Source organism: Xanthomonas bonasiae (assembly GCF_017163705.1).
GTDB classification, from domain to species: Bacteria; Pseudomonadota; Gammaproteobacteria; order Xanthomonadales; family Xanthomonadaceae; genus Xanthomonas_A; species Xanthomonas_A bonasiae.
On sequence record NZ_JAFIWB010000006.1, the window covers coordinates 12,988 to 34,613 of the forward strand.

A 21,626-nucleotide genomic window follows, 5' to 3' on the forward strand; every position below is an offset into this window, starting at 1 on the left:
ACATGACCAAGCCGACGCTCTTGGTGCTGGCCTCCACCTATCCTCGTTGGCGCGACGACACGGAACCTGGCTTCGTCCATGAGTTGTGCCGACGCTTGACCGACCGGTTCCGCGTCGTGGTGATCTGTCCTGGCGCCAAGGGCGCCCTAGGCCGCGAGCTAATGGATTCCGTCGAAATCCATCGTTATCGTTACGCTCCTCAGCGATGGGAAACCTTGGTAAACGATGGCGGAATGGTATCGAACGTGAGACGCCATCCTTGGAAGGCACTCATGCTCCCCGGATTTTTCCTCGGCCAACTGGTCGCGGCCTATCGGGTGGCCCGCAAATATCGACCCGCCGTCATCCATGCGCACTGGCTGCTGCCGCAGGGGCTGGTTGCCACTGCGCTGACGATTGCTACACCCTCCATACCGTTCCTGGTCACCTCTCATGGTGCGGATCTGTTCGCGCTGAAGTCGTGGCCTTTCCGCATGATCAAACGCATGGTGATACGCCGATCGGCGTGTCTCGCCGTCGTCAGCGAGGGCATGCTGGAGAAGGTGACCAACCTGGGGACAGATATGTCCAAGGTGGTGGTAGAGCCGATGGGGACAGATCTTTCAGCCAGGTTTTTTCCCGACCCCGCAGTACCACGATCGCGTACGGAAATATTATTCGTTGGTCGGCTTGTGGAAAAAAAGGGCCTTCGGTTCCTGATCGCTGCGATGCACGCGATCCGGGCCGCCGTCCCCGGTGCTACGTTGACAGTTGCCGGGTTCGGTCCCGAACTGGAGACGCGCAGGAAGCAGGTCCGCGACCTGGGACTGCAGGACGTTGTCTGCTTCCTGGGTGCGATTCCCCAGGCGGAGCTTCCCTCACTCTACCGCCGCGCCGCCTTGCTCGTCGCCCCTTTTGTAGAGGCAAAAGGTGGCGACCAGGACGGGCTCGGACTCGTGTCGATAGAAGCACTAGGATGCGGTTGCCCGGTTGTGGTGTCCGCCATCCCTGCAGTCCGACGCTTGGCTGAGACATGCAACGGGGTGCATACGGTTCCGCCGGGTAGCGCAGCAGCATTGGCCCACACCGTCTCGCGCCTAATCCGCTCACCGCAGCTGGTCGATCCAAACGACGTGCGCGGCTTTGACTGGCATGTGCGCGCGGGGGCATACGCAGCATTGCTGGATAGCGTGATGCGACGACGCTTCGCCGGCTCTTCACGATGAATGCCAAGTTTCGCATGCCAAAACTGGGTTGGCTGGCACGCAACACCCTCGGCACAACGCTCTGGCACGCGTTGCGAGTAGCTAGCCAACTCGTTTGGGTGCTGCTTTTGGCGCGCGTACTAGGGGCATCTGGTTACGGAAACTACTCAGGCATTGCAGGTTTGGCCGTTGCGCTGGGAGGTTTCGCCGGCTTCGGACTTGGCTTGCGTATGTATCAGGATACGGCGCGCGACCACACCTTATTCCCCATGAGATGGCAACAGGCGGGACGTGCCTTGGCATGGAGTACACCGCTGCTTCTGCTCGTGTACTTGGTGCTTGGAAGCGCCATCTTCAAACAGCCAGGCAGCTGGATACTGCTCGGCATCGGGCTATCGGAAATTCTGTTCGCACCAATCATCGCCCAGGTTGCCTCCGCATACGCTGCCCATACACTGGTGCTGCAAGCAGCAGCGGTACCCGTTGCAGGTTCCTTGGCTAGAGTCGCCGCGGTTGGCGCCTTCATGCAACTCGAATCTGGTCAGGGACTTTCCTTGTACGTCTGGCTGCATCTGACAGCGCTGGCCGCTTGCGCCATCTTGCTGCGGCACGGATGCACAAGGCGATTGCTCGCAAACTCGCCAAACCATTCACTTGCCTGGAACGACTTGCGGGCCGGCATCGGACTTTCAGGCATCTGGGCAAGCACGATGGCATGGACCTCCGTGGACAAGACGTTCGCGCTGCGCTGGGGAGGCGAAGCGATCGCAGGAAACTTCACCGCAGCTCAGCGGTTCACGGGACTGGCGACACTCCCGATCGAAGGGCTCATCGGTGCGGCGCTGCCTCGCATGTTTCGGCAGGGGGCCGGCATGAACGAGCACCCATTCATGATGCGGGCGCTGCTCGCGTGCACCTTTGCTTACGGGCTGGTCGCGGCCCTGTTTCTTTACTTCGCATCGGGCACAATCGTCGCGATATTGGGCAGCGACTTCGCATCCGCCGCACCCGTCGTAAAGCTGCTCGCCTGGTGTGCGCCCATCAGTTGCATGCGGATCCTGTTGGCGCACTGGCTCTTGGCGAGAAGTGATATCCGGGCCAGGGTATTGCTTGAGACGATAGGTCTTTGCGTCCTGGCGTGGGCAATGTTCGCCTTCACTCCTACGCAAGGAGCAATAGGCTCCGCCTGGGCCATCATCGCAGGCGAATGCGCCTTGGTGCTTCTGTTCTCCATCCGTCTGATCACGCATCGGGCGAGCGCGACCTGACATGAACTCGTGACTGGAGTCCCGCGATAAGCTTTTCATAAGCATCGATTGATTTTTGCTCGCCGAACTCGGCCGCCCGTCGCCTCAACGCGTCAGGCTCGACCCGGCACCTGCCGTCGATGACATGGATCAACGCTGCGGCCAGCGCATCGCGATCGCCGCAACGGACAAGCTGCCCGAACTTTCCATCCTGCAGAATTTCGCGCGGTCCGTCGGGACAATCCGTCGAAACGACCTGTGTACCACATGCCATTGCTTCCACGAGAACATTTCCGAAGCCCTCGTAATCTGAGCACAGGACCAGGACGTCTGCCTGACGAATATAGGGCAAGGGATTAGGGACATAGCCAAGCCACTTGTATCTCGCATCTGACCCAGTCGCCTCCACCCATTGCGACACCCGGCGCTCCAGCGGGCCAGTTCCAATCATCAGCAGCCGCGCTGGCCCTTGAGTGACGACCTGAGAAAATGCGTGAAGCAGGAGATCGACACGCTTCTCCGGCGAAAGTCGGCCAACGAAGATGACGGTGGGAGCACTCCGGTCCGGCCACGGCCAGTTCACCTGTTGCAAGGAGCGCAGTTCAAAGTCCGACGCCACCACGGGATTATGGATGACGCTGACTTTGTCAGGCAGCAGCGCCAATTCAGAGCGCATATCGCCAGCCACCGATTCGGACACAGCGACGCAAGCATCGGCACGAGGAAAAAGCGCCCGCATCACGCGCTTCAGCAATTCAAGCTTCAACCGTTTGGCGCCATGACTCGCCATCCTCGGACCCGATATCGACAGGTGCTGGGTAATCACCACGCGTATTTTTTTTCGGGAAACGCACTTCAAGAACAGGACAAGGCACGCCACGTCATTGGACGTCGTGAAAATTACATCTGGCGCCTGCCGCCGCCACTCGCGCCCAAAACCCGATAAAAAATGAAAAGGCCCCTTTGACGCGATTTCAAGAACAGGAATGTTCGCCACGAGCCCATCAACAGGATGCGCAAGCACCTGTCCCACAACAAGCTTGACGTGGTGACCTCGAAGGCAAAGCCCATTGGCGAGCGCAACCTGCACGCGCTCCAGACCCCCATGACCGAATCGGCTCAGGAGAATCCAGATGTTGGCTGGCTCAGGATCCGTCATTCTACTCGGCGACGGTACAAAGCACGTTCTGGTAGGGCCCGAGAGAGGAACGGTCTACGTTCCATAGCGCTCCATCGGACCGAATGGCATGGAACCGATATCCGAATTCGTGCAGATAGTCCAGTATATCGCGCTGATCGTACCCCGCTTTCAACGAGGACTCCTTCTGGACCTCCACGATCAACGAGGGCTTGTACTTCCCCAACGTAAGCCTGGCGCCTTGCAGACAGGGCAGCTCGGCACCTTCGATATCGACCTTGATGACGTCGACCCTGGGGAGCGGATTTGCATCGAGATAAGCGTCCAGCGTCGTTATTTCGACGTTTTGAAGTGCGCGATCGTGCGAAGGTGTTCCAAACAGACTGCCCAGCCCGTGATGCTCGTCTCCAGGCTCTCCTTGCCCGCAGGAAGAGAAGATCGGCACATGGTCATGTCGATTCGACAGTCCTTGACGTACCACCGTGACGTTGCGGAGATCGTTTCGCAGCACATGGCTACACAACGTGTCGGCGAGGCCATCGACAGGTTCGAACGAAACGACCCTCCCTGCCTGACCCACGCGCTTCGCCGCCACCAGTGTGATCTCCCCGATATTGGCGCCAACATCGATGACGCTCATGCCGGGCGCCAGGGTGCGGTCCAACAAGGCCACGATGCCCTGGCTGTAGTACCCCATCCAGAAGATGCGCCGCTGCATGTGTTCCGTCAAAGACAAGTCCATCGCCATGTCACCGTCAAAATCTCCGATGCTGACCATGGCCCTGTGATGCCGGAAGAGTCGCCTCATGATGGATTGAGGAGCATTGAACCGCCCGCCAAATGAGAATGCTCTGGCAGAGGCACGGAGGCCGAGCAAGGTACCGACCTTCACCCGAGCACCTCCTTGTCCGGCATGTGATTCAGCTTGCGCAGGACATAGATGTGGCACGACGAACCCAACAACGACGAGAGATTCTTCCTCCTCGCGATGGACAACTTATGCGCAAATGAATTGCACATCGTGTAGAAAATCCCGGTCGAATGTATCGTGACCGCCTCAAAGCCCCCTTTTTGGAACGCTTGCAACCACCACGAGCGGGAAAAATAGAACGTCTCAGTCAACACATTGCCTCTTTCTCCATGCCTCGAAGGAAACAGCGTCTTCAGCCACTCCTCAAGTCCCGATGGGGTCTTTGGAATTGCAACGGAATTCTCGCCCTCAGCTGGCGCTTTCGTGGAGGTGGAAACCCGTTGCAGCACCCGGCGTGCCAGCCAGAGATAGTGGCCAGGAATGCTCCAAAGACGGCAAGAGCTACTGGGCAGCACGTGCACTGCCTGGCCATCGCGCTTTAGCACACGCCTCGTCTCATCCAGGATGCGGTCGATGTCCGCAACATGCTCAAGAACGTTCGAGGAAAAAACGATATCGAACGCACCATCGGCAAATGGAAGCGTCCGTCCATCGTAGTCCTCGACTTCGAAGACCCGTGCATCATGGTAGTGACTGCTTGGCAAATCCACCGCACGCACTTCATAGCCAGCCTCCCTCAGCATCAAGGCCTGCTGACCAGTCCCCGCCCCCAACTCCAGGACGGTTACCTCCCGGCCAGGCGCAGGAACTGGGAAGAACGCAAGGGCCTGACACAACTCGTATGCCCGAATCGCCTGCAAGCTCTTGAGATGATGTTCGCTGGCGGACATTGACGGCTCTGGAGTGCAGGGTCTGGCTGCGGTTAATCTAACGCCTGAAGGATAAGCTTGCCAGACCGTCGCACGCGCGGCGCTTCAGCGCCGATCGACAGGAAACGCCCGAGTGAAGATATTGGTGGTCTGCAAGCGGCAGTACTCGGACAAGGATCTCCTTGAAGACCGCTTTGGGCGACTGTACGAGCTGCCTCGCGAGCTGGCCCGGCAGGGCCACTCGGTGCGCGTCTGCGCACTCAGCTATCGCCGGCGCCGAGAAGAAGACGTCCATGAACCCGACGATCTCGGCGTACAGTGGCGTTCGGTCAACGCGCTGCCACAGGGCCTCCTTCGCCATTCCCAATGGCTCGACACAGCGACCTCGCGCTGGCGTCCAGATGTCGTGTGGGCCAGTTCCGACATGCTCCAGGCGGTGCTTGCCGCCCAATGGGCGATCAAGCGAGACGTTCCCTACGTCATTGACCTCTATGACAACTATGAGAGCTTTGGCCTCTCGCGGCTACCCGGGCTGTCTGGCGCATTCCGATCGGCTTGCCGCCGCGCGCATGCATTGACGACAGTGTCGCGCGCCCTTGCGGAGTATGTCCGTGGAGGCTACCAGGTAGCCTGTCCCGTCCACGTTGTGGTGAATGGCGTGAACACCGAGATCTTTCACCCCCTCGACAAGCGCTCCTCCAGAGCTGCGCTGGGACTGCCGCTCGATGCACGCCTGATCGGTACAGCAGGGGCGCTGACGTCAAACCGGGGCATCAGCGATCTGTTTGACGCTTTCATCCAATTGGCCAAAGGCATGCAAGACCTTTGGCTGGTTCATGCCGGGCCGACCGATCGGACAGTTCGCCGCTATCTCCACCCTCGCATCATCGACCTGGGGAGACTTCCACAGACCGAGGTACCCCATGCCCTGGCGTCGTTGGACGTCGGGATCGTGTGCAACCGGAGTTCGGCGTTTGGACGCTACTGCTTCCCGCTGAAACTGCATGAAATGTTGGCGATGCGCATTCCGTTGGTGGCCACAGCACTAGGGGACGTCGCACAGGTACTGGGCAACCATGCTCCCTGTCTTTACGAGCAAGGCAATGTGGAGATGCTGGCGGACCGCATTTCTACACAGTTGGCACATCCCTCAGTTCCCGCAGTCCGCATACCGACTTGGCGCGATTGCGCAATCACGCTCGCTTCGGCGCTTCGGATTACAACCGCCGGCACGTCGACGCAGATGTGATACGCCATTTGGAACCTTGCACCTATTTCAATATACCAAGTTCTTTGGCCTTGTCGTGCACGACAGAGGCCTGTTCTTGATGCCCTTCCTGAAGAAGTGTGGAAAGCATTTTAGCGACAAAGGCGGGATCCGATCTGCCCGCTTCCACTGCTCTAGCAAACATCAGATTGGAAAATGTAGCGTCATGCAGGTAGGTCAGGCCATAGTCGCCGAATTGGGCATACATGAAGGCAGGAACGCCGTTCCGACTGGCCAGTGCAACGCATGCCTCTTTCAGCCTCTCATCATCGATCGCCACGCCGCGCTTGCGCCGTTGAATCAAATCAGAGACAGATGATGCGACATCCGCCGAAAGCGGCTTTGTTTTCAACTTCAAGATCAATCCTGACCACCACTCGTCCTTGACCGGCTTGCCATAGGCCAACGCCATGAGAATGAGCCCTTGCTCGGGCAGGGTCGATGCGCTTGGCAGAGCGGCGGCAGCCTCGAACTGTTGCTCGGCCAAGCTGTACAAGGGCGAGTCGCCGTCTCCATTGGCGCGTTCCACGAGCGCAATGGCAAGACCGGTTCTCGCCCGCGCGGACTGTGGATTCACGTCCACCAGTTCATTGAAGAAAAGGAACCCATTTCCCCACGTTGCCGAACGAATGGCGCAAAGACCAACCATGAAGACGACTACCGCGGCAACACCGACATATTTGATTGCAGGACCATCCCTCAACGGGATGATGCGCACCAATTCGGCAAACACAAGGAGTACTCCGAGCAACGAGAAATAGTTCCTGTGCTCAAAAACAAGCTCAAGATCTATCGCGTTGCTCGTCAACAGGTGCCCAGCAAAAAACCAGAAAACCCCGAGCGAAAGCAACGGCATCGCTCGCCGCGCAAGCCAGCCCACGCAAAGTAGAGCGACGATAAAGAGCCACGAAAGAAGTGTCGTTACCGGCGAGAGCAGCCCGACAGACTTCGGATAGGAATCGTAATAAAAAATCAAACTTTTCGGCAACGGCAGGGCGATCTGCTGAAGGTAAAGAACCAATACCCTCCCTTGGGTAAGCAAGCGCTCATAGAGCGTGAAATCCCGTCCTTGGAAGGCACCAGGCTGAAGCGCCCGCGGCAAGAGCCACCCGAAGAATATCGCGCTCGCGACCAACCCGAACGCCAAGTACAAGGCGATCAGCAGACGCCTATCTCGCCGGTTATTCGCAGCAAAGCGGAACAGACAAACTTCCAGCGAGAAGGCATACGCGCCGAAAAGCGCAGCGGATTCCTTGGACAACAGCCCAACCAAGGCGAGCGCCCCGGAAAAGCAGAGCCATCCCCACCCAGAACCGCCCTCCATCTGCCGTTGTCTTCCATGCAGGTAGACAATGAGCGCCAGCAACACGAACGTCAGCGACAGCGACTCCATTCGCTGAACTACATACAGTACCGTAGACACCTGCAGGGGATGCACGGCCCACAGCAAGGCAACGACCAGGCAATAGCCGATCCCACGCCGAACAGACATCGTGGCGGCACCGCGTGTCATCTTCAACAACAGGGCAAACACCAGCCACGCGTTGACGACGTGGACCACCACCCCGGTCAACTTATAGCCCCAAGCATTTTCGCCCGAGAAGTACCAGTTCAGAGCAAAACTCAAGGTAGCCAACGGCCTGCCAACGGAGCCCGGCTCGTAGCCCATGGCCGAGCTTTTCAAGCTCTGAAAGTTTAATGCAGCAAGATGGATCTTCGCGTTGTCGACGATATTCGGGTAATCGTCGAACAAGAATGGCCCCGTCAGCCCAGGCCAATATACGGCCAGAACAACGATGACCAATACGACAACTCCAAGCCACGGGGAAGCAGCCAGCGCCCGCAAGGTTGGCGGATTCGCCATTACAAGATCCCCGGACCGTAGTCCCTACTCAGAAAATCAGTCATCCACACCCTTCGGGCCGATACTTTTCAGGCATGTCGCTGCCATCGCAACTCCACACGCCGGACGTGCTCCGGCGCAGCGATAGCGTCGTTCCAGCGACCAAGTCGTTACCGGCCAGAACGCAGCTGATACCACCAACCCCTGTTGCAGCGTCAACCGAGGCAGTTATCTCGGGACATCGCGCGGATGAGGACAACCCTATGTAGGAGGCACTGACATCGCTCCCCCTGCCCTCGTTGAATGCCGCCTCAAGGCCAGTCTGCCCGCCCCGAATTTCGCTTAATGCCGCCACGACCTGCGAACGCGAAACGTAATTGGTGTAGCCCTGAAGGGCGATCGCAGAAAGAACAGCCGCTATGGCGATCACCATCATCAGCTCGATCAAGCTAAAACCCTTCTGATCGCGCATACCTTTGCCCCTTATAAAAAAACCCCACTAAGTGGGGTTTTCCTTAAGCAAGACAAGTATTTTTACAGGCTCGTGGTGCAGGTGCTCGGACGATACTTTTCAGTAGCATCGGTGCTGCAGTTCCAATTGCCCGAGGCAGTACGCGCCCACTTAATCTTCTTATCAGCAACGCCTTCGCCACCAATCATCGTACAGCTGATATCACCATCGTCACCGGCGGTAACATCGATGGACTTGCAGCGACTGGTCTTGTCCGTCAGACCGATATCGGTTGCGCTAGTAATGCTCTTGCCTTCGTTGGTCAGCACTTCGAACTGCGTCTTGCCCGGGGTGATGTCGGACAGGGCCGCGGTGACCTGCGACTTGCGCACGTAGTTCTGGTAAGCCGGCAGCGCGATAGCGGCCAAGATGGCGATGATCGCGACGACGATCATCAGTTCGATCAGGGTAAAGCCCTGCTGCTTCTTCATGGTGAATCCCCTAGAGATGGTGTGTAAGTTGGCAGACACTCGGCCCGCGGAGCCTGCAACCCCTCGAGCGCCGCGCGGCAGAGCGCCACGTGCGGGTGACACAAGCAGGCTGCGTGCCAACTTCCTCACGCACACCCTTTGCTCCCCGAGACGCATGATGCCTCATCGCATTGGGCCAGACATGGGGAAAGAAGGGATTTGCGATGAGATATCCCCTCTGCCAGACAGCGTCACAAAGTGACGCGCAGCGTCATCATGACGGAATTTTGGCTTTCCACGGCCGGGCCACCTCCCCGCCCATCGACCACGGATGCCAGACGCCACGGAAACCGATACCATGCCAAGCATGTCCGCCTGGGGATGGCTGGACGGGGAGCACAGCTGATGTCCGCAACTCGTAGCGCAGTATCCAAAGAGCCCGTCGCACGCAATACCAGCCAGCAGCTGCCGTTCGTCTGGGAAGGGACGGACAAGCGCGGCATCAAGATGAAGGGCGAGCAGACCGCCAAGAACGCCAACCTGCTGCGCGCCGAGCTGCGCCGCCAGGGCATCACGCCGTCGGTGGTCAAGCCCAAGCCCAAGCCGCTGTTCGGCTCGGCGGGCAGCAAGATCACGCCGAAGGACATCGCTTTCTTCAGCCGCCAGATGGCGACCATGATGAAATCCGGCGTCCCCATCGTGGGATCGCTTGAGATCATCGCCAGCGGGCACAAGAACCCGCGCATGAAGAAGATGGTGGACCAGGTCCGCACCGATATCGAGGGCGGCTCATCTCTCTATGAGGCAATAAGCAAGCATCCGGTCCAGTTCGACGAGCTCTACCGCAACCTGGTCAAGGCCGGCGAAGGCGCTGGTGTGCTCGAAACCGTGCTGGAGACGGTCGCGACCTACAAGGAAAACATCGAAGCGCTGAAGGGCAAGATCAAGAAGGCCCTGTTCTACCCGGCCATGGTCATGGCGGTCGCATTGCTGGTGAGCTCGATCCTGCTGGTGTGGGTGGTGCCGCAGTTCGAGGACGTGTTCAAGGGCTTTGGCGCCGAGTTACCCGCGTTTACGCAGATGATCGTGGCTGCATCGCGCTTCATGGTCGCCTATTGGTGGATGCTGCTGATCGTCTTGGTTGGCACCATTGTCGGCTTCGTCTTCGCCTACAAGCGCTCGCCGTCGATGCAGCACGGCATGGACCGGCTGATCCTGAAGGTGCCGATCATCGGCCAGATCATGCACAACAGCTCGGTGGCGCGCTTCTCGCGGACGCTGGGCGTGACCTTCCGCGCCGGCGTGCCACTGGTGGAAGCCCTGGACATCGTCGCCGGAGCCACCGGCAACAGCGTCTACGAGAAAGCCGTGCTGCGCATGCGCGACGACGTCTCGGTGGGCTACCCGGTCAACGTGGCGATGAAGCAGGCCAACCTGTTCCCGCATATGGTCATCCAGATGACGGCGATCGGCGAAGAAGCCGGCGCGCTGGATGCGATGCTGTTCAAGGTGGCCGAGTACTTCGAGCAGGAAGTGAACAATGCGGTGGATGCGTTGAGCAGCCTGATCGAGCCGCTGATCATGGTGTTCATTGGTACCATCGTCGGCGGCATGGTGATCGGCATGTATCTGCCCATCTTCAAGCTGGCCTCAGTCGTTGGATAAGCATTAATGGCATTTCTCGATCAACACCCCGGCCTCGGCTTTCCCGCCGCGGCGGGGCTGGGCTTGCTGGTAGGCAGTTTCCTCAACGTGGTGATCCTGCGCCTGCCCAAGCGCATGGAGTGGCAGTGGAAGCGCGATTCGCGCGAGATCCTGGAGCTGCCGGACATCTACGATCCGCCGCCGCCCGGGATCGTGGTCGAGCCCTCGCACTGCCCGCACTGCAAGCACAAGCTGTCCTGGTACGAGAACATCCCGCTGTTCAGCTGGCTGGCCCTGCGCGGCAAGTGCCGGCATTGCCATGCGCCGATCTCGATCCAGTACCCGCTGGTCGAGATGCTGACCAGCCTGCTGGTGGTCGCCAGCGTCTGGCGCTTCGGCTTCGGTTGGCAGGGGTTCGGCGCGATCGTGTTCAGTTGTTTCCTGGTCGCGATGTCGGGGATCGACCTGCGCACCCGCTTGCTGCCGGACCAGCTGACCTTGCCGCTGATGTGGCTGGGCCTGGTGGGCAGCATGGACAATCTGTACATGCCGGCCAAGCCGGCGCTGCTCGGCGCGGCGGTCGGCTATGTGTCGCTGTGGTCGGTGTGGTGGCTGTTCAAGCAGATCACCGGCAAGGAAGGCATGGGCCATGGCGACTTCAAGCTGCTGGCGGCCATCGGCGCCTGGTGCGGGCTGAAGGGCATCCTGCCGACGATCCTGATCTCCTCGCTGGTCGGCGCGGTACTCGGCTCGATCTGGCTGGCGGCCAAGGGCCGCGACCGGGCCACGCCCATTCCGTTCGGCCCCTATCTGGCCATCGCCGGCTGGATCACGTTCTTCTGGGGCACGGAAATCATCGATACCTACATGCGCTGGTCCGGGCTGCGCTGACCGGAGTCGCGCGGTGAGCGATTTCATCGTCGGCCTCACCGGCGGCGTGGCCTCCGGCAAGAGCGAGCTGAGCCGCCGCTTCGAGGCCAAGGGCATCGTCGTGGCCGATGCCGATGTGGCCGCCCGCGCGGTAGTCGCGCCCGGGCATCCGGCATTGGCGCAGATCTTGGCCCGGTTCGGTCCGCAGATCCTGCGCGAAGATGGCAGCCTGGATCGGGCTGCACTGCGCCAGCGCATCTTCGAAGATCCGGTGGCGCGCCGCGATCTGGAAGCGATCACGCACCCGGCGATTCGTACGCGGATGCAGCAGGCATGCCGCGAGGCCGCCAGCCCCTATGCCGTGGCGGCGATTCCGTTGTTGACCGAAGTCGGCGCGCGCACCGCATATCCCTGGCTGGACCGGATCCTGGTGGTCGACGCGCCCGAGGCAACGCAGCATGCGCGCCTGATGCAGCGCGACGGCATCACCGCCGAGCTGGCGCAGCGGATGATCGCGGCGCAGGCCACGCGCGCGGCGCGGCTGGCGATCGCCGACGATGTGGTGGTGAACGATGGCGACGCCGAGCGGCTGCAGGACGCGGTGGATGCGCTGGATCGGCGCTATCGCGCGTTGGCGGCGGCGAAGATCGGCTAGGCGTTTTCGATACGACCGCGCGCTTTTGCAGGAGCGGCTTCAGCCGCGACACGCGCGCCCTGGAATCTCTGTCGCGGCTGAAGCCGCTCCTACAACTGCGATATGCGAAGGCGTTCGGCAATCTTGCCGGGCGCTATCTCAACCCGCCGCCGGCCTGAACCACAGCGTCGCCACCACGCCCTTGGTCGCGCCCGGACGCACGTTGACCTGCCAGCCGTACAGATCGCACAGGCGGCTGACGATCGACAGGCCGATGCCGCCGCCCTGCGAGTGCCCGGCGTGGGTGCCGCGGTAGCCGCGCTGGAACAGCTTGGCGGCGTCTTCCGCGCTGAGGCCGGGACCGGAGTCGATCACCTGCACCGCATCGCTCAGCACCCGCACCACCACCTGGCCTTCCTGGGTGTACTTGACCGCGTTGCCGATCAGGTTGCCCAGCGCCACCGACAGCGCCGACTCCGGTGCGTCGATGGTCAGGTTGCGCTCGCCCTCCAGCAACAGTTGCAGCGGCTTGCCGCCCAGCTGCGCGCGGTGCGATTCGATCAGTTGCTCGGCGACCTTGGCCACGTTGCTGTTGCCCTGCCCGCGCTCGTTGCGCGACAGCAGCAGCAGCGAACCGATCAGGTCGCTGCATTGCTGTTCGGCGCGCTGGATGCGCTGCAGGCGCTGCAACACCTTCTCGTCGAGATTGGGACGGGTCAGCAGCAGTTCGGTGGCGCCGCGGATCACCGCCAGCGGCGTGCGCAGCTCGTGGCTGACGTCGGCGTTGAACTCGCGGTCGCGCTGCACCACTTCGGTGAGCCGGGCGGAATAGTCGTCCAGCGCTTCGGCCAGCTGGCCGACTTCGTCGTCGGGGAAATGCGGCGCCAGCGGCTTGGGATCGCTGCTGCCGCGGTAGGCGCGCAGCCGCGCGGCCAGGTCGGAGACCGGGCGCATCACCCGCGACGCCGACCACCAGCCGATCACCAGCGACAGCGCACTGAACACCAGTACCGACAGGATCAGGGTGCGATTGAGCTGCACCTCGCCCTGGATGGTCTGGGTCATGTCGTAGGCGAGGAAGAACCACTCGCTGGGCGTCTTGCGTACCGCAAGCTTGTACGAGAAAGGCTTGCCGCTTTCGTCGAGCCCGGAAATGTTGTGGATGCCATCGGACAGCTTGTACCACTCGGGCTGCTCGCGCCGGAGCGTCTCGAAGCGATCGCTCTTGACCACCCGGCCGAACATCTGCTGCACCGGCAGGTCGGGATTCTTGGAAGGATCGGAATAGAACCGCTTGGCGAAGGCGTCGATGTTGCGATTCATCACGTCTTCGACGAGCTGATTCTCCACCCGCGCGCGCGCCCAATTGGTGGCGAACGCGAACAGTGCGGTCAGGCCGAAGCCCAACAGCACGAAGGACAGGATGATGCGGCTGCGCAGGCGGCGGCGGCGGTAGCGTCCGCGCCGCCGCACCGCCCGCGGCAACTCTCCAGCTTCAGGCATCGGGCGCGGCGATGCGATAGCCGATGCCATGGCGGGTCTGAATCATCGGCACCTCGAACGGCTTGTCGACCACCGCGCGCAGGCCGTGGATGTGCACGCGCAACGAGTCCGAATCCGGCAGTTCCTCGCCCCACACGCGGGTTTCCAGTTCCTGCCGGGTCACCACCGCGGGCGAGGCCTCCATCAGCGCCTGCAGGATCTTCAGCGCGGTCGGGTTGAGTTGCAGCAGCTTGCCCTGGCGCCGCACTTCCAGCGTATCCAGGTTGTATTCCAGGTCGCCGGTCTCGAGCACGCGGGTGTGCACGCCCTTGCCGCGGCGCGACAGCGCGTTGAGCCGCACTTCCACTTCCTGCAGCGCGAACGGCTTGATCAGGTAGTCGTCGGCGCCGGAATCGAAGCCCGCCAGCTTGTTGTCCAGCGAATCGCGGGCGGTGAGCATCAGCACCGGGGTCTGCTTGCGCGCTTCGTTGCGCAGCTTGCGGCACACTTCGATGCCGTCCATGCCCGGCAGGTTGAGGTCGAGCACGATGGCATCGAATTCGTGCACCACCGCCAGATGCAGGCCGGTAACGCCATCGGCGGCGAAATCCACCGTGTGCCCGCGGTCTTCGAGGTAGTCGCCCAGGTTGGCAGCGATATCGCTGTTGTCTTCGATCACTAGAATTCGCACCAACATTTACCCCGTCAGTCGTACTTGCCAGTTGGATTGCGCCGCATCAATTCCTGCGCATCCTCGTTGTCGCGGCGGCGTTCCGCCACGGTCTTGCATTGCGTCGTGGTGCGCAGCGATCCGATGACCGCTTCGCGCCTGCAGATCAGCCGGCTGTCCGACGACGCCTTGGACAGCAGCGAGTTGACCGTTTCCTGATCGTTGAACAGCACGACCTTGTCTTCCTCGCGCAGCGTATCGACGTCAGGGTGTGCATTCAGCACCGTCGCCATGCGCGACAGCGCGGCTTCCACCTTGCTGCGATTTTCTGCACTGAGTTCGGAGTAGGTCTTGCCATCGTCCAACTGCTGGCGAATTGTACTGAGTTGCTGTGCGAACGATTTCTTCACGTTCATGGGCGCCTCACCTTTCGGTGCCGCCGCCGCGCTGCACGCGAGCGCCATCCCCAGCATCAAACCGATCACCTTCTTCATCCCTGTCCCCTACGCGATTGGTGGTATGAATCACAATGTAGCCGTCCGGCGAACGGGGCTGCAAGCTGCGCACGACCCAGGCTGAGCGCTGCACCGACGGCAGCGCCGCGCACAAAGAAAAAGACCCAAGCGGCAAGGCCGCTTGGGCCGAAAGATATATCCCGATTACCGTTCCTGCTGAGGAGGGCAGAGCTGCGGTCCGACGAAGCATACGCAGGCGGGAATTAAACCCGTGTTAAGCCAGAACGCAGGGCCGAACATCACCCTAAGTTACTGATTTCTTTCGAATCAGACTGGCTTCGAGGTGCTCGATGACCTTGCCGGCGATATCCAGGCCGCAGACCGCCTCGATCCCTTCCAGGCCCGGGGTGGAGTTGACTTCCAGCACCAGCGGGCCGCGCCGCGAGCGGATCAGGTCGACCCCGGCCACGCCCAGGCCGAGGGCTTTGGCCGAGCGCACCGCCACTTCCTGCTCGCCGCGGCTGGCCACCGCCAGCTGCGCGCTGCCGCCGACATGCAGGTTGGAGCGGAAGTCCCCTTCCGGCGCCTGCCGGCGCATCGCCGCGACCACCTGGTTGCCGACCACGAAGCAGCGCAGGTCGGCCCCCTCGGCCTCGCCGATGAACTCCTGCACCAGGAAATTGGCGTACAGGCCGCGCAGCGCCTCGACCACGCCGCGCGAGGCGCTGGTCTTCTCGGTGAGGATCACGCCGGTGCCCTGGGTGCCTTCGTTCAACTTCACCACATGCGGGGGCGGGCCCAGCATCGACAGCAGATCGCCGGTGTCGTCGGGGTTGTCGCCGAACACGGTCATCGGCATGTCGATGCCCTTGGCCGCCAGCAACTGGTGCGCGCGCAGCTTGTCGCGGGCGCGCAGGATCGCATCGGACGGGTTGGGCGTGCGCACCCCCATCATTTCCAGCTGACGCAGCACCGCGGTGCCGTAGCGGGTGACGGAATTGCCGATGCGCGGGATCACCGCGTCGTAGCCGGTGATCGGCTTGCCCTTGTAATGCATGGTGAAGGCCCCGGCCGCGATGCGCATGTAACAACGCAGCGGGTCGAGCACACGCACCGTGTGCCCGCGCTCGCGGCCGGCCTCGACCAGGCGCCGCGTCGAATACAGCTTGGTGTTGCGGGACAGGATGGCGAGCTTCATCGAGGCGCGACGGCGGTGGCTGGCCCGGCATCATACGTTGCGCCGTCGGCGCTGCGGGATCGGCACCATGCCCGATGGTTCGCGCGCGAACGTGGCGGCGGCGCATGACCGGCCTTGGCATGCCCGCTCGGCGGCCGGCATCTGCAGACACGCTGTCCCACAGACGACACGGAACCGCCCCGAAACGTTCACAAAACCGTTGCATGGTGGCGAGCGGGCCGCACAGGCCGTGTGTTGGCTGTCACGCATCGCACGCCAGGCCCCCAACGCCTCCCCCCTTTTATTGGTGAATTTCGATGACCCCCACCTCCCGATCCTTGCGCCTGCATGCGCTGGTGCTCGCCGTCGCGTCCGCGCTGCCGGCCTTCGCCGCGCTGGCCGAGACCGCACCGGCCGACGCCGAGGCCACGGCCACCGCCGGCGGCAGCGACGCGACCATGCTCGATGCGATCACCGTGGTGTCCACCGGCACCACCCGCCAGGTGCAGCGCATCACCCGCGAGGACATCGGCATCGCCGCGCCCGGCACCAGCGCGCTGAAGGTGCTGGACAAGCTGCCGGGCGTGCAGTTCCAGTCGGCCGATGCGTGGGGGTCCTACGAGTGGTCGACCGCGATCAGCCTGCACGGTTTCGACCAGAGCCGCCTCGGCTTCACCCTGGACGGCGTGCCGCTGGGCACCATGAGCTACGGCGTCAGCGATGGCCTGCAGGTGACCCGCGCGATCATCTCCGAGAACGTCGGCTCGGTGGAACTGTCGCAGGGCGCCGGCGCCCTGGGCACCGCCTCGAGCAGCAACCTCGGCGGCACCGTGCGCTACTACTCCGACGATCCGGATGCCACGCCGGGCATCCGCTTCAGCCAGACCTTCGGTTCCGATTCCACCCGCCGCACCTATCTGCGCGGCGACATCGGCGACATCAACGGCTTCTCGATGTACACCTCGATCGTGCACGGCGAGGTGGACAAGTGGAAAGGCTACGGCAACAACGAGTACAACCAGGCCAACCTCAAGGCGCTGTACCAGTGGGGCGACGGCAACCGCGTCAGCCTGTTCCTGGACAGCTCCAAGCGCAAGGAATACGACATCATGGACCTGTCGCTGACCTCGCAGAAAGCGCTGGGTTGGGACTGGGACTACCTGATGCCGGACTGGAACAGCGCGGTGCAGATCGCCAACGCGCTCAACGGCAACGGTAGCTACCCGGCGTCCTTGAACGCCCTGCCCGCCGACTACGGCAAGGCCGACGCCACCTACTACTCCGGCGCCGGCCTGCGCGACGACAACCTGGCCGCGCTCAGCGGCGCGTTCAACCTGGGCGGCAACGCCACGCTGAACCTGGCCGGCTACTACCACGACAACAACGGTGAAGGCCAATGGACCACGCCGTACGTGGCGTCCTCGGCCACGGTGCCGCTGTCGATGCGCACCACCGACTATCGCCTCAACCGGCATGGCGTCACCGCGTCGCTGAATTTCACCGTCGCCGGCAACGAGATCGAGATCGGCGGCTGGTACCAGAACGCCAAGACCGTGCAGGAGCGCAACTACTTCCTGCTCGATGGCCCGTTCACCGATCTGTACTACTTCAACAAGTCCGGCACCCTGTTCGCCCGCGGCTTCGCCCAGCACTACGAGACCGACACGCGCATGTTCTATGCGCAGGACACGCTGCGCCTGCTCGACGACCGCCTGACCCTGAACTTCGGCGCCAAGAAGCTGCAGGTGGACACCACGGCGCAGTCGCTGGTGCCGACCACCTCCTACGCGGCCGGCGAGATCAAGGCCGATTCGGATCTGTTGCCGCAGGTTGGCGTGAACTACAAGCTCGACGAGCACCAGGAACTCTACGCGTCCTACAACAAGAACATGGCCGGCTTCGGCTTCACCCCGTTCCAGGAATCGCAGGCGGCGTTCGACGCGATCAAGAAATCGCTGGAGCCGGAAACCGCGCAGACCTACGAACTGGGCTATCGCGTGCGCGGCGATGGCATCGAGGCATCGCTGGCGCTGTACCACACCACCTTCGACGACCGCCTGCTGGTGACCTCGCCGTGCAGCGCGATCCAGACCTGCTCGGCTACGCTCAACAACGTCGGCTCGGTGCGCAGCCAGGGCGCCGACCTGGCGGTGATGTGGCGCCCGATCGCGCAGCTGCGCTGGCTCAACTCGCTGTCCTACGACGACTCCACCTACCAGGACGACTATCTCAACGGCGGTGTGGTGGCCACCTCGGGCAAGCGCGTGGTCGGCATCCCGGAGTGGATGTTCTCCAGCAGCCTGGCCTACGAGAACGCCGGCTGGCACGCGGCGCTGGACGGCAAGTACACCGGCCGCCGCTACATCAGCTACCTCAACGACTCGTCGGTGCCGAGCTACTGGCGCTTCGACCTGAGCGCGGGCTACGACTTCGGCGAGGTCGGCATGTTCCAGAACCTGGGCCTGAGCGCCAACGTCACCAACCTGTTCGACAAGCGCTACTTCGCCACCGTCGGCACCAACGGCTACGTGGTCTCCGATCCGAACGGCTACAACCAGACGCTGATGGCCGGCGCGCCGCGGCAGTTCTTCGTCACCTTCAGCGGCAAGTTCTGAGTTGACGCCTCGCCAGGGAAGGCGATCGCGCCGCCGTTGCGGGAGCAGCGGCGGCGCCTTGCGTTTTCCCGGTGAAAAGCCGCATGCATGAAGCCGCCATCTGGCGGCTTTTTCGATTGTGTGTGGTGCTGTTGGAGGTCGCATTGACGGCGACATCGGTCGCGGCTGAAGCCGCTCCTACAAGAGCCCGACATTGCGCGCTTTTGTAGGAGCGGCTTCAGCCGCGACACACGGCGTGGGGACGCCACCCTATTGAATAGAGCGACAGCTACCCGGCGACAGCGCGGCCGATCGCCGGATCGCTCATGCTCGGACGGCCGGTCTCGATGTGCCCGGCCAGGCGCCGCCGCCACTGCGGCATGGACGTGCTCGCGATCTCCAGATCGTACCAATGGTGCTGCGCCGCCAACGGAAAGCGCAGCGTCTGGCGTGCGCCGCCCCCCAGTTCGAACGCCTGCTCCACCCCACCGCGGTAGCCATCGCGGACCCGCAGCCGACATGGCTGCGCACCGGCATTGCGCAGTTCCAGCAGCAGGCATTGGCTGGCCGCGTCGTAGTCGGCATCGGCCTGCAGCCCCGCATCGGTCACGCCGTCGCCGTGAAACTCGCGCAGGAACCCATTGGGGCCATGCACGCGCAACGCGTAGCCGGGATCGGTCGCCGCGCCGCGCCAGTCGCGCGCATCGTGCAATTCGCTGCCCGCCGCGATCGTGTAGAACCACGGGCCGGCGCTGCCGCCGTCGGCATAGGCGTTCAGCGCGACGCCGACGGTACTGCGGTTGAGCATGCGCAGCGTCGGCTGCCGCGCTCCCGCCTGCAAGCGCACATCGAAATCGTAGGGCAGCGCGCGCGCCGGGCGCTGGCCCGGCTCTTGCGCCGGCAAGGCCTGCTGCGCGGGTCGCTGCGGCGCCGGCAAGGCCACGGTCGCGTCGACCCGGGCGATGAAGTCGCGGGTGTCCGGCAAGGCGACGCGGGCGTCGTCGTGCCCGGCGAAATCCAGCGCCGAAGTCAGGTCGCCGGCGATCGCGCGGCGCCACGGACCGATGTTGGGTTCGGCGACGCCGAAGCGGCGCTCCAGGAAACGGATCACCGAGGTGTGGTCGAACACTTGCGAATCGACCCAGCCGCCGCGGCTCCACGGCGACACCACCAGCATCGGCACGCGCGGACCGAGGCCGACCGGAACACCGTGGTAGTTCTCGCCGCGCAGATCCACGTTGCTGGCGCCGATGGCCGGATCGGTCGCTGGCAACGCCGGCGGCACGTGATCGAAGAAACCGTCGTTCTCGTCGTAGTTGATCAGGAACACGGTCTTGGACCAGACCTCCGGCGACGCCGCCAGCGTCTCCAGCAGGCGCGCGCTCAGCGATTCGCCATACGCGGGCGTGCCCTGGGGATGCTCGCTGAGCAGGTACGGCGCCACGATCCACGACACCTGCGGCAAGTTGCCGCTGCGCACGTCGCGTTCGAACGCCGCGATCAGGTGCTCGCCGCGCGAGGCCTTGGCGTTGTCGGCGGTGGACCCCGGCACGATCGCGCGGCCGCGCTGGTACAACGGCGAACTGCGGTCGAGATTGCGGAAATTGGCGAAGTACGGGTGGCTGTTGTCGCCGTAGTTGTCGAATTCCTGGTAGACCTGCCAGCTGACCCCGGCCTGCTGCAGACGTTCGGAATAAGTGGTCCACGTGTAGCCAGGAAACGCCGGGTTGTCGCGCGCCATGTCGGCGGTCCAGTTGCCGTCGTCGAGGTTGTTCACCGCCTGCTCGCCATCGTTGCCGACGCTCAGGCCACTGGTGCCGGTGAACATGTACATGCGATTGGGATTGGTCGGGCCGAACAGCGAGGCGTGGTAGCCGTCGCAGATGGTGAAGGCGTCGGCCAGCGCGTAGTAGAACGGCAGGTCCTCGCGCTGGAAATGACCCATGGTCATCGCCGTCTTCTGCGCGATCCAGGCGTCGTGGTGCTTCCAGGTCTCGTGCGAGCCCTTCCAGTGGTGGTCGAGGCCCTCCATCGACTGCGCGCTGCTGGTAGTGCCGTTCAGGCGGAACGGCAACACGTAGCGATCGCCGGCGCCGGCCTCGGGCTGGTACCAGACCGGGCGGCCACTGGGCAGGCGCAGCGGCCTTGGATCGCCGAAACCACGCACGCCGCGCAGGCAACCGAAGTAATGGTCGAACGAGCGGTTCTCCTGCATCAGGATCACCACGTGCTGCACGTCCTGCACGGTGCCAGTGACCCGCGCCGGCGGCACCGCCAATGCGCTGCGGATGGCGCCGGGCAGCAGCGGCATGACCGCCCCCGCGCCGAGGGCCAGCGATGCACTGGCGAGGAAACGGCGACGACTGTGTTCGACCATGGGGGAGAAACCGGCGACGAGCATGCGCTCACTGACCGGCCAGCGTAGGTGCCGCAGATGAAGCGGGTTTGACAGGCCGCGCCGCGGCGGACGCGCAGGGCGCAGGGCAACGACGCGCGCCATGGTCCGGTTATGCTCTTGGCCATCGGCGCATCGTCGGCTTACTGCGCTGGACCGAGACCGGACGAGGGAAACCGAATGGAAGTGGATGCCCGTATTGCCATCATGTTTGGCGCCATCGCCTGGCTGACGGCGCCGCTCGCAGCAGCGCGATTGGCGCCATGGAGGCCAGCATCGGCTGCGTCCGGCGCAGCGTGCTTCGCCGGCACCGATCATCCGGAGACAATGCCATGAGCGATGCCCCCCATCATGGCTAAAGCCGCCCGAATGGGCGGCTTTATTTCGCCATCAAACTAGCTATCAGTTTCGTGTGCGGATCGATA

At 62.8% G+C, this 21,626-nt stretch carries 18 protein-coding genes; 7 read left to right on the top strand and 11 right to left on the bottom strand.

Translation table 11 applies throughout. The features are described from left to right. Positions 1-2 precede the first annotated feature (2 nt). Together JR064_RS08110 and JR064_RS08115 are read left to right on the top strand one after the other, a co-directional pair. Positions 3-1,205, top strand: a complete 1,203-nt coding sequence (locus JR064_RS08110) for a glycosyltransferase (RefSeq protein WP_206229385.1) — start codon at positions 3-5, stop codon at positions 1,203-1,205. Continuing rightward, positions 1,202-2,452: a lipopolysaccharide biosynthesis protein gene (locus JR064_RS08115; RefSeq protein WP_206229386.1), complete on the top strand. Its 1,251-nt coding sequence runs from the start codon at positions 1,202-1,204 to the stop codon at positions 2,450-2,452. The genes JR064_RS08110 and JR064_RS08115 overlap by 4 nt, the downstream gene beginning before the upstream one ends. Here JR064_RS08115 and JR064_RS08120 read toward each other — a convergent pair. The 3 genes from JR064_RS08120 to JR064_RS08130 are packed head-to-tail and all read right to left on the bottom strand — an operon-like array spanning position 2,427 to position 5,270. Further along, a complete protein-coding gene (locus tag JR064_RS08120) occupies positions 2,427-3,590 on the bottom strand; it encodes a glycosyltransferase (RefSeq protein WP_206229387.1) in 1,164 nt (387 codons plus the stop codon). The genes JR064_RS08115 and JR064_RS08120 overlap by 26 nt on opposite strands. 1 nt (position 3,591) lies before the next feature. Further along, positions 3,592-4,461 (bottom strand): FkbM family methyltransferase, encoded by an 870-nt coding sequence (locus tag JR064_RS08125; protein ID WP_206229388.1) that lies wholly within the window; start codon positions 4,459-4,461, stop codon positions 3,592-3,594. Beyond that, on the bottom strand, positions 4,458-5,270 hold the full coding sequence (locus tag JR064_RS08130; protein WP_206229389.1) for a class I SAM-dependent methyltransferase: 813 nt from the start codon (positions 5,268-5,270) through the stop codon (positions 4,458-4,460). The genes JR064_RS08125 and JR064_RS08130 overlap by 4 nt, the downstream gene beginning before the upstream one ends. A gap of 112 nt (positions 5,271-5,382) precedes the next feature. Here JR064_RS08130 and JR064_RS08135 point away from each other — a divergent pair, with 112 nt between their 5' ends. Beyond that, positions 5,383-6,498: a glycosyltransferase gene (locus tag JR064_RS08135; protein WP_206229390.1), complete on the top strand. Its 1,116-nt coding sequence runs from the start codon at positions 5,383-5,385 to the stop codon at positions 6,496-6,498. 22 nt (positions 6,499-6,520) lie between these two features. Here the strand turns inward: JR064_RS08135 and JR064_RS08140 are convergent, their stop codons facing one another. The 3 genes from JR064_RS08140 to JR064_RS08150 form a co-directional block, all read right to left on the bottom strand. Beyond that, positions 6,521-8,380, bottom strand: a complete 1,860-nt coding sequence (locus JR064_RS08140) for a hypothetical protein (RefSeq protein ID WP_206229391.1) — start codon at positions 8,378-8,380, stop codon at positions 6,521-6,523. 40 nt (positions 8,381-8,420) lie between these two features. Continuing rightward, the gene (locus JR064_RS08145) at positions 8,421-8,831 is read right to left on the bottom strand and encodes a pilin (protein WP_206229392.1); all 411 of its coding nucleotides are present in this window, start codon (positions 8,829-8,831) and stop codon (positions 8,421-8,423) included. 62 nt (positions 8,832-8,893) lie between these two features. Continuing rightward, on the bottom strand, positions 8,894-9,301 hold the full coding sequence (locus tag JR064_RS08150) for a pilin (protein ID WP_206229393.1): 408 nt from the start codon (positions 9,299-9,301) through the stop codon (positions 8,894-8,896). 384 nt (positions 9,302-9,685) lie between these two features. Between JR064_RS08150 and JR064_RS08155 the strand changes: the two genes are divergently transcribed. Genes JR064_RS08155 through coaE form a run of 3 tightly spaced genes read left to right on the top strand, consistent with a single transcriptional unit; the run spans position 9,686 to position 12,449 of the window. Then, positions 9,686-10,945, top strand: coding sequence for a type II secretion system F family protein (locus tag JR064_RS08155; RefSeq protein ID WP_206229394.1), 1,260 nt, complete (start codon positions 9,686-9,688; stop codon positions 10,943-10,945). A gap of 6 nt (positions 10,946-10,951) precedes the next feature. Continuing rightward, complete coding sequence (locus JR064_RS08160; protein ID WP_206229395.1) at positions 10,952-11,815, top strand: prepilin peptidase; 864 nt, start codon at positions 10,952-10,954, stop codon at positions 11,813-11,815. A 13-nt stretch (positions 11,816-11,828) separates the two neighbouring features. Then, complete coding sequence (coaE, locus tag JR064_RS08165) at positions 11,829-12,449, top strand: dephospho-CoA kinase (RefSeq protein WP_206229396.1); 621 nt, start codon at positions 11,829-11,831, stop codon at positions 12,447-12,449. 138 nt (positions 12,450-12,587) lie between these two features. Here coaE and JR064_RS08170 read toward each other — a convergent pair whose 3' ends face one another. The 4 genes from JR064_RS08170 to rimK all read right to left on the bottom strand — a co-directional run bounded on the left by JR064_RS08170 (position 12,588) and on the right by rimK (position 16,233). After that, the gene (locus JR064_RS08170) at positions 12,588-13,931 is read right to left on the bottom strand and encodes a sensor histidine kinase (RefSeq protein ID WP_206229397.1); all 1,344 of its coding nucleotides are present in this window, start codon (positions 13,929-13,931) and stop codon (positions 12,588-12,590) included. After that, positions 13,924-14,601, bottom strand: coding sequence for a response regulator transcription factor (locus JR064_RS08175; protein WP_046978044.1), 678 nt, complete (start codon positions 14,599-14,601; stop codon positions 13,924-13,926). The genes JR064_RS08170 and JR064_RS08175 overlap by 8 nt, the downstream gene beginning before the upstream one ends. A 14-nt stretch (positions 14,602-14,615) precedes the next feature. Next, positions 14,616-15,074, bottom strand: a complete 459-nt coding sequence (locus JR064_RS23055; RefSeq protein WP_241092927.1) for a hypothetical protein — start codon at positions 15,072-15,074, stop codon at positions 14,616-14,618. Positions 15,075-15,339: 265 nt separating this feature from the next. Continuing rightward, entirely contained in the window at positions 15,340-16,233 is an 894-nt protein-coding gene (gene rimK, locus JR064_RS08185) for a 30S ribosomal protein S6--L-glutamate ligase (RefSeq protein WP_046978031.1), read from the bottom strand. Positions 16,234-16,529: 296 nt separating this feature from the next. Here rimK and JR064_RS08190 point away from each other — a divergent pair, with 296 nt between their 5' ends. Next, a complete protein-coding gene (locus JR064_RS08190; RefSeq protein ID WP_179566667.1) occupies positions 16,530-18,827 on the top strand; it encodes a TonB-dependent receptor family protein in 2,298 nt (765 codons plus the stop codon). Between the two features lie 268 nt (positions 18,828-19,095). Here the strand turns inward: JR064_RS08190 and JR064_RS08195 are convergent, their stop codons facing one another. After that, the gene (locus JR064_RS08195; protein ID WP_206229398.1) at positions 19,096-21,183 is read right to left on the bottom strand and encodes a phosphocholine-specific phospholipase C; all 2,088 of its coding nucleotides are present in this window, start codon (positions 21,181-21,183) and stop codon (positions 19,096-19,098) included. Between the last annotated feature and the right edge of the window lie 443 nt (positions 21,184-21,626).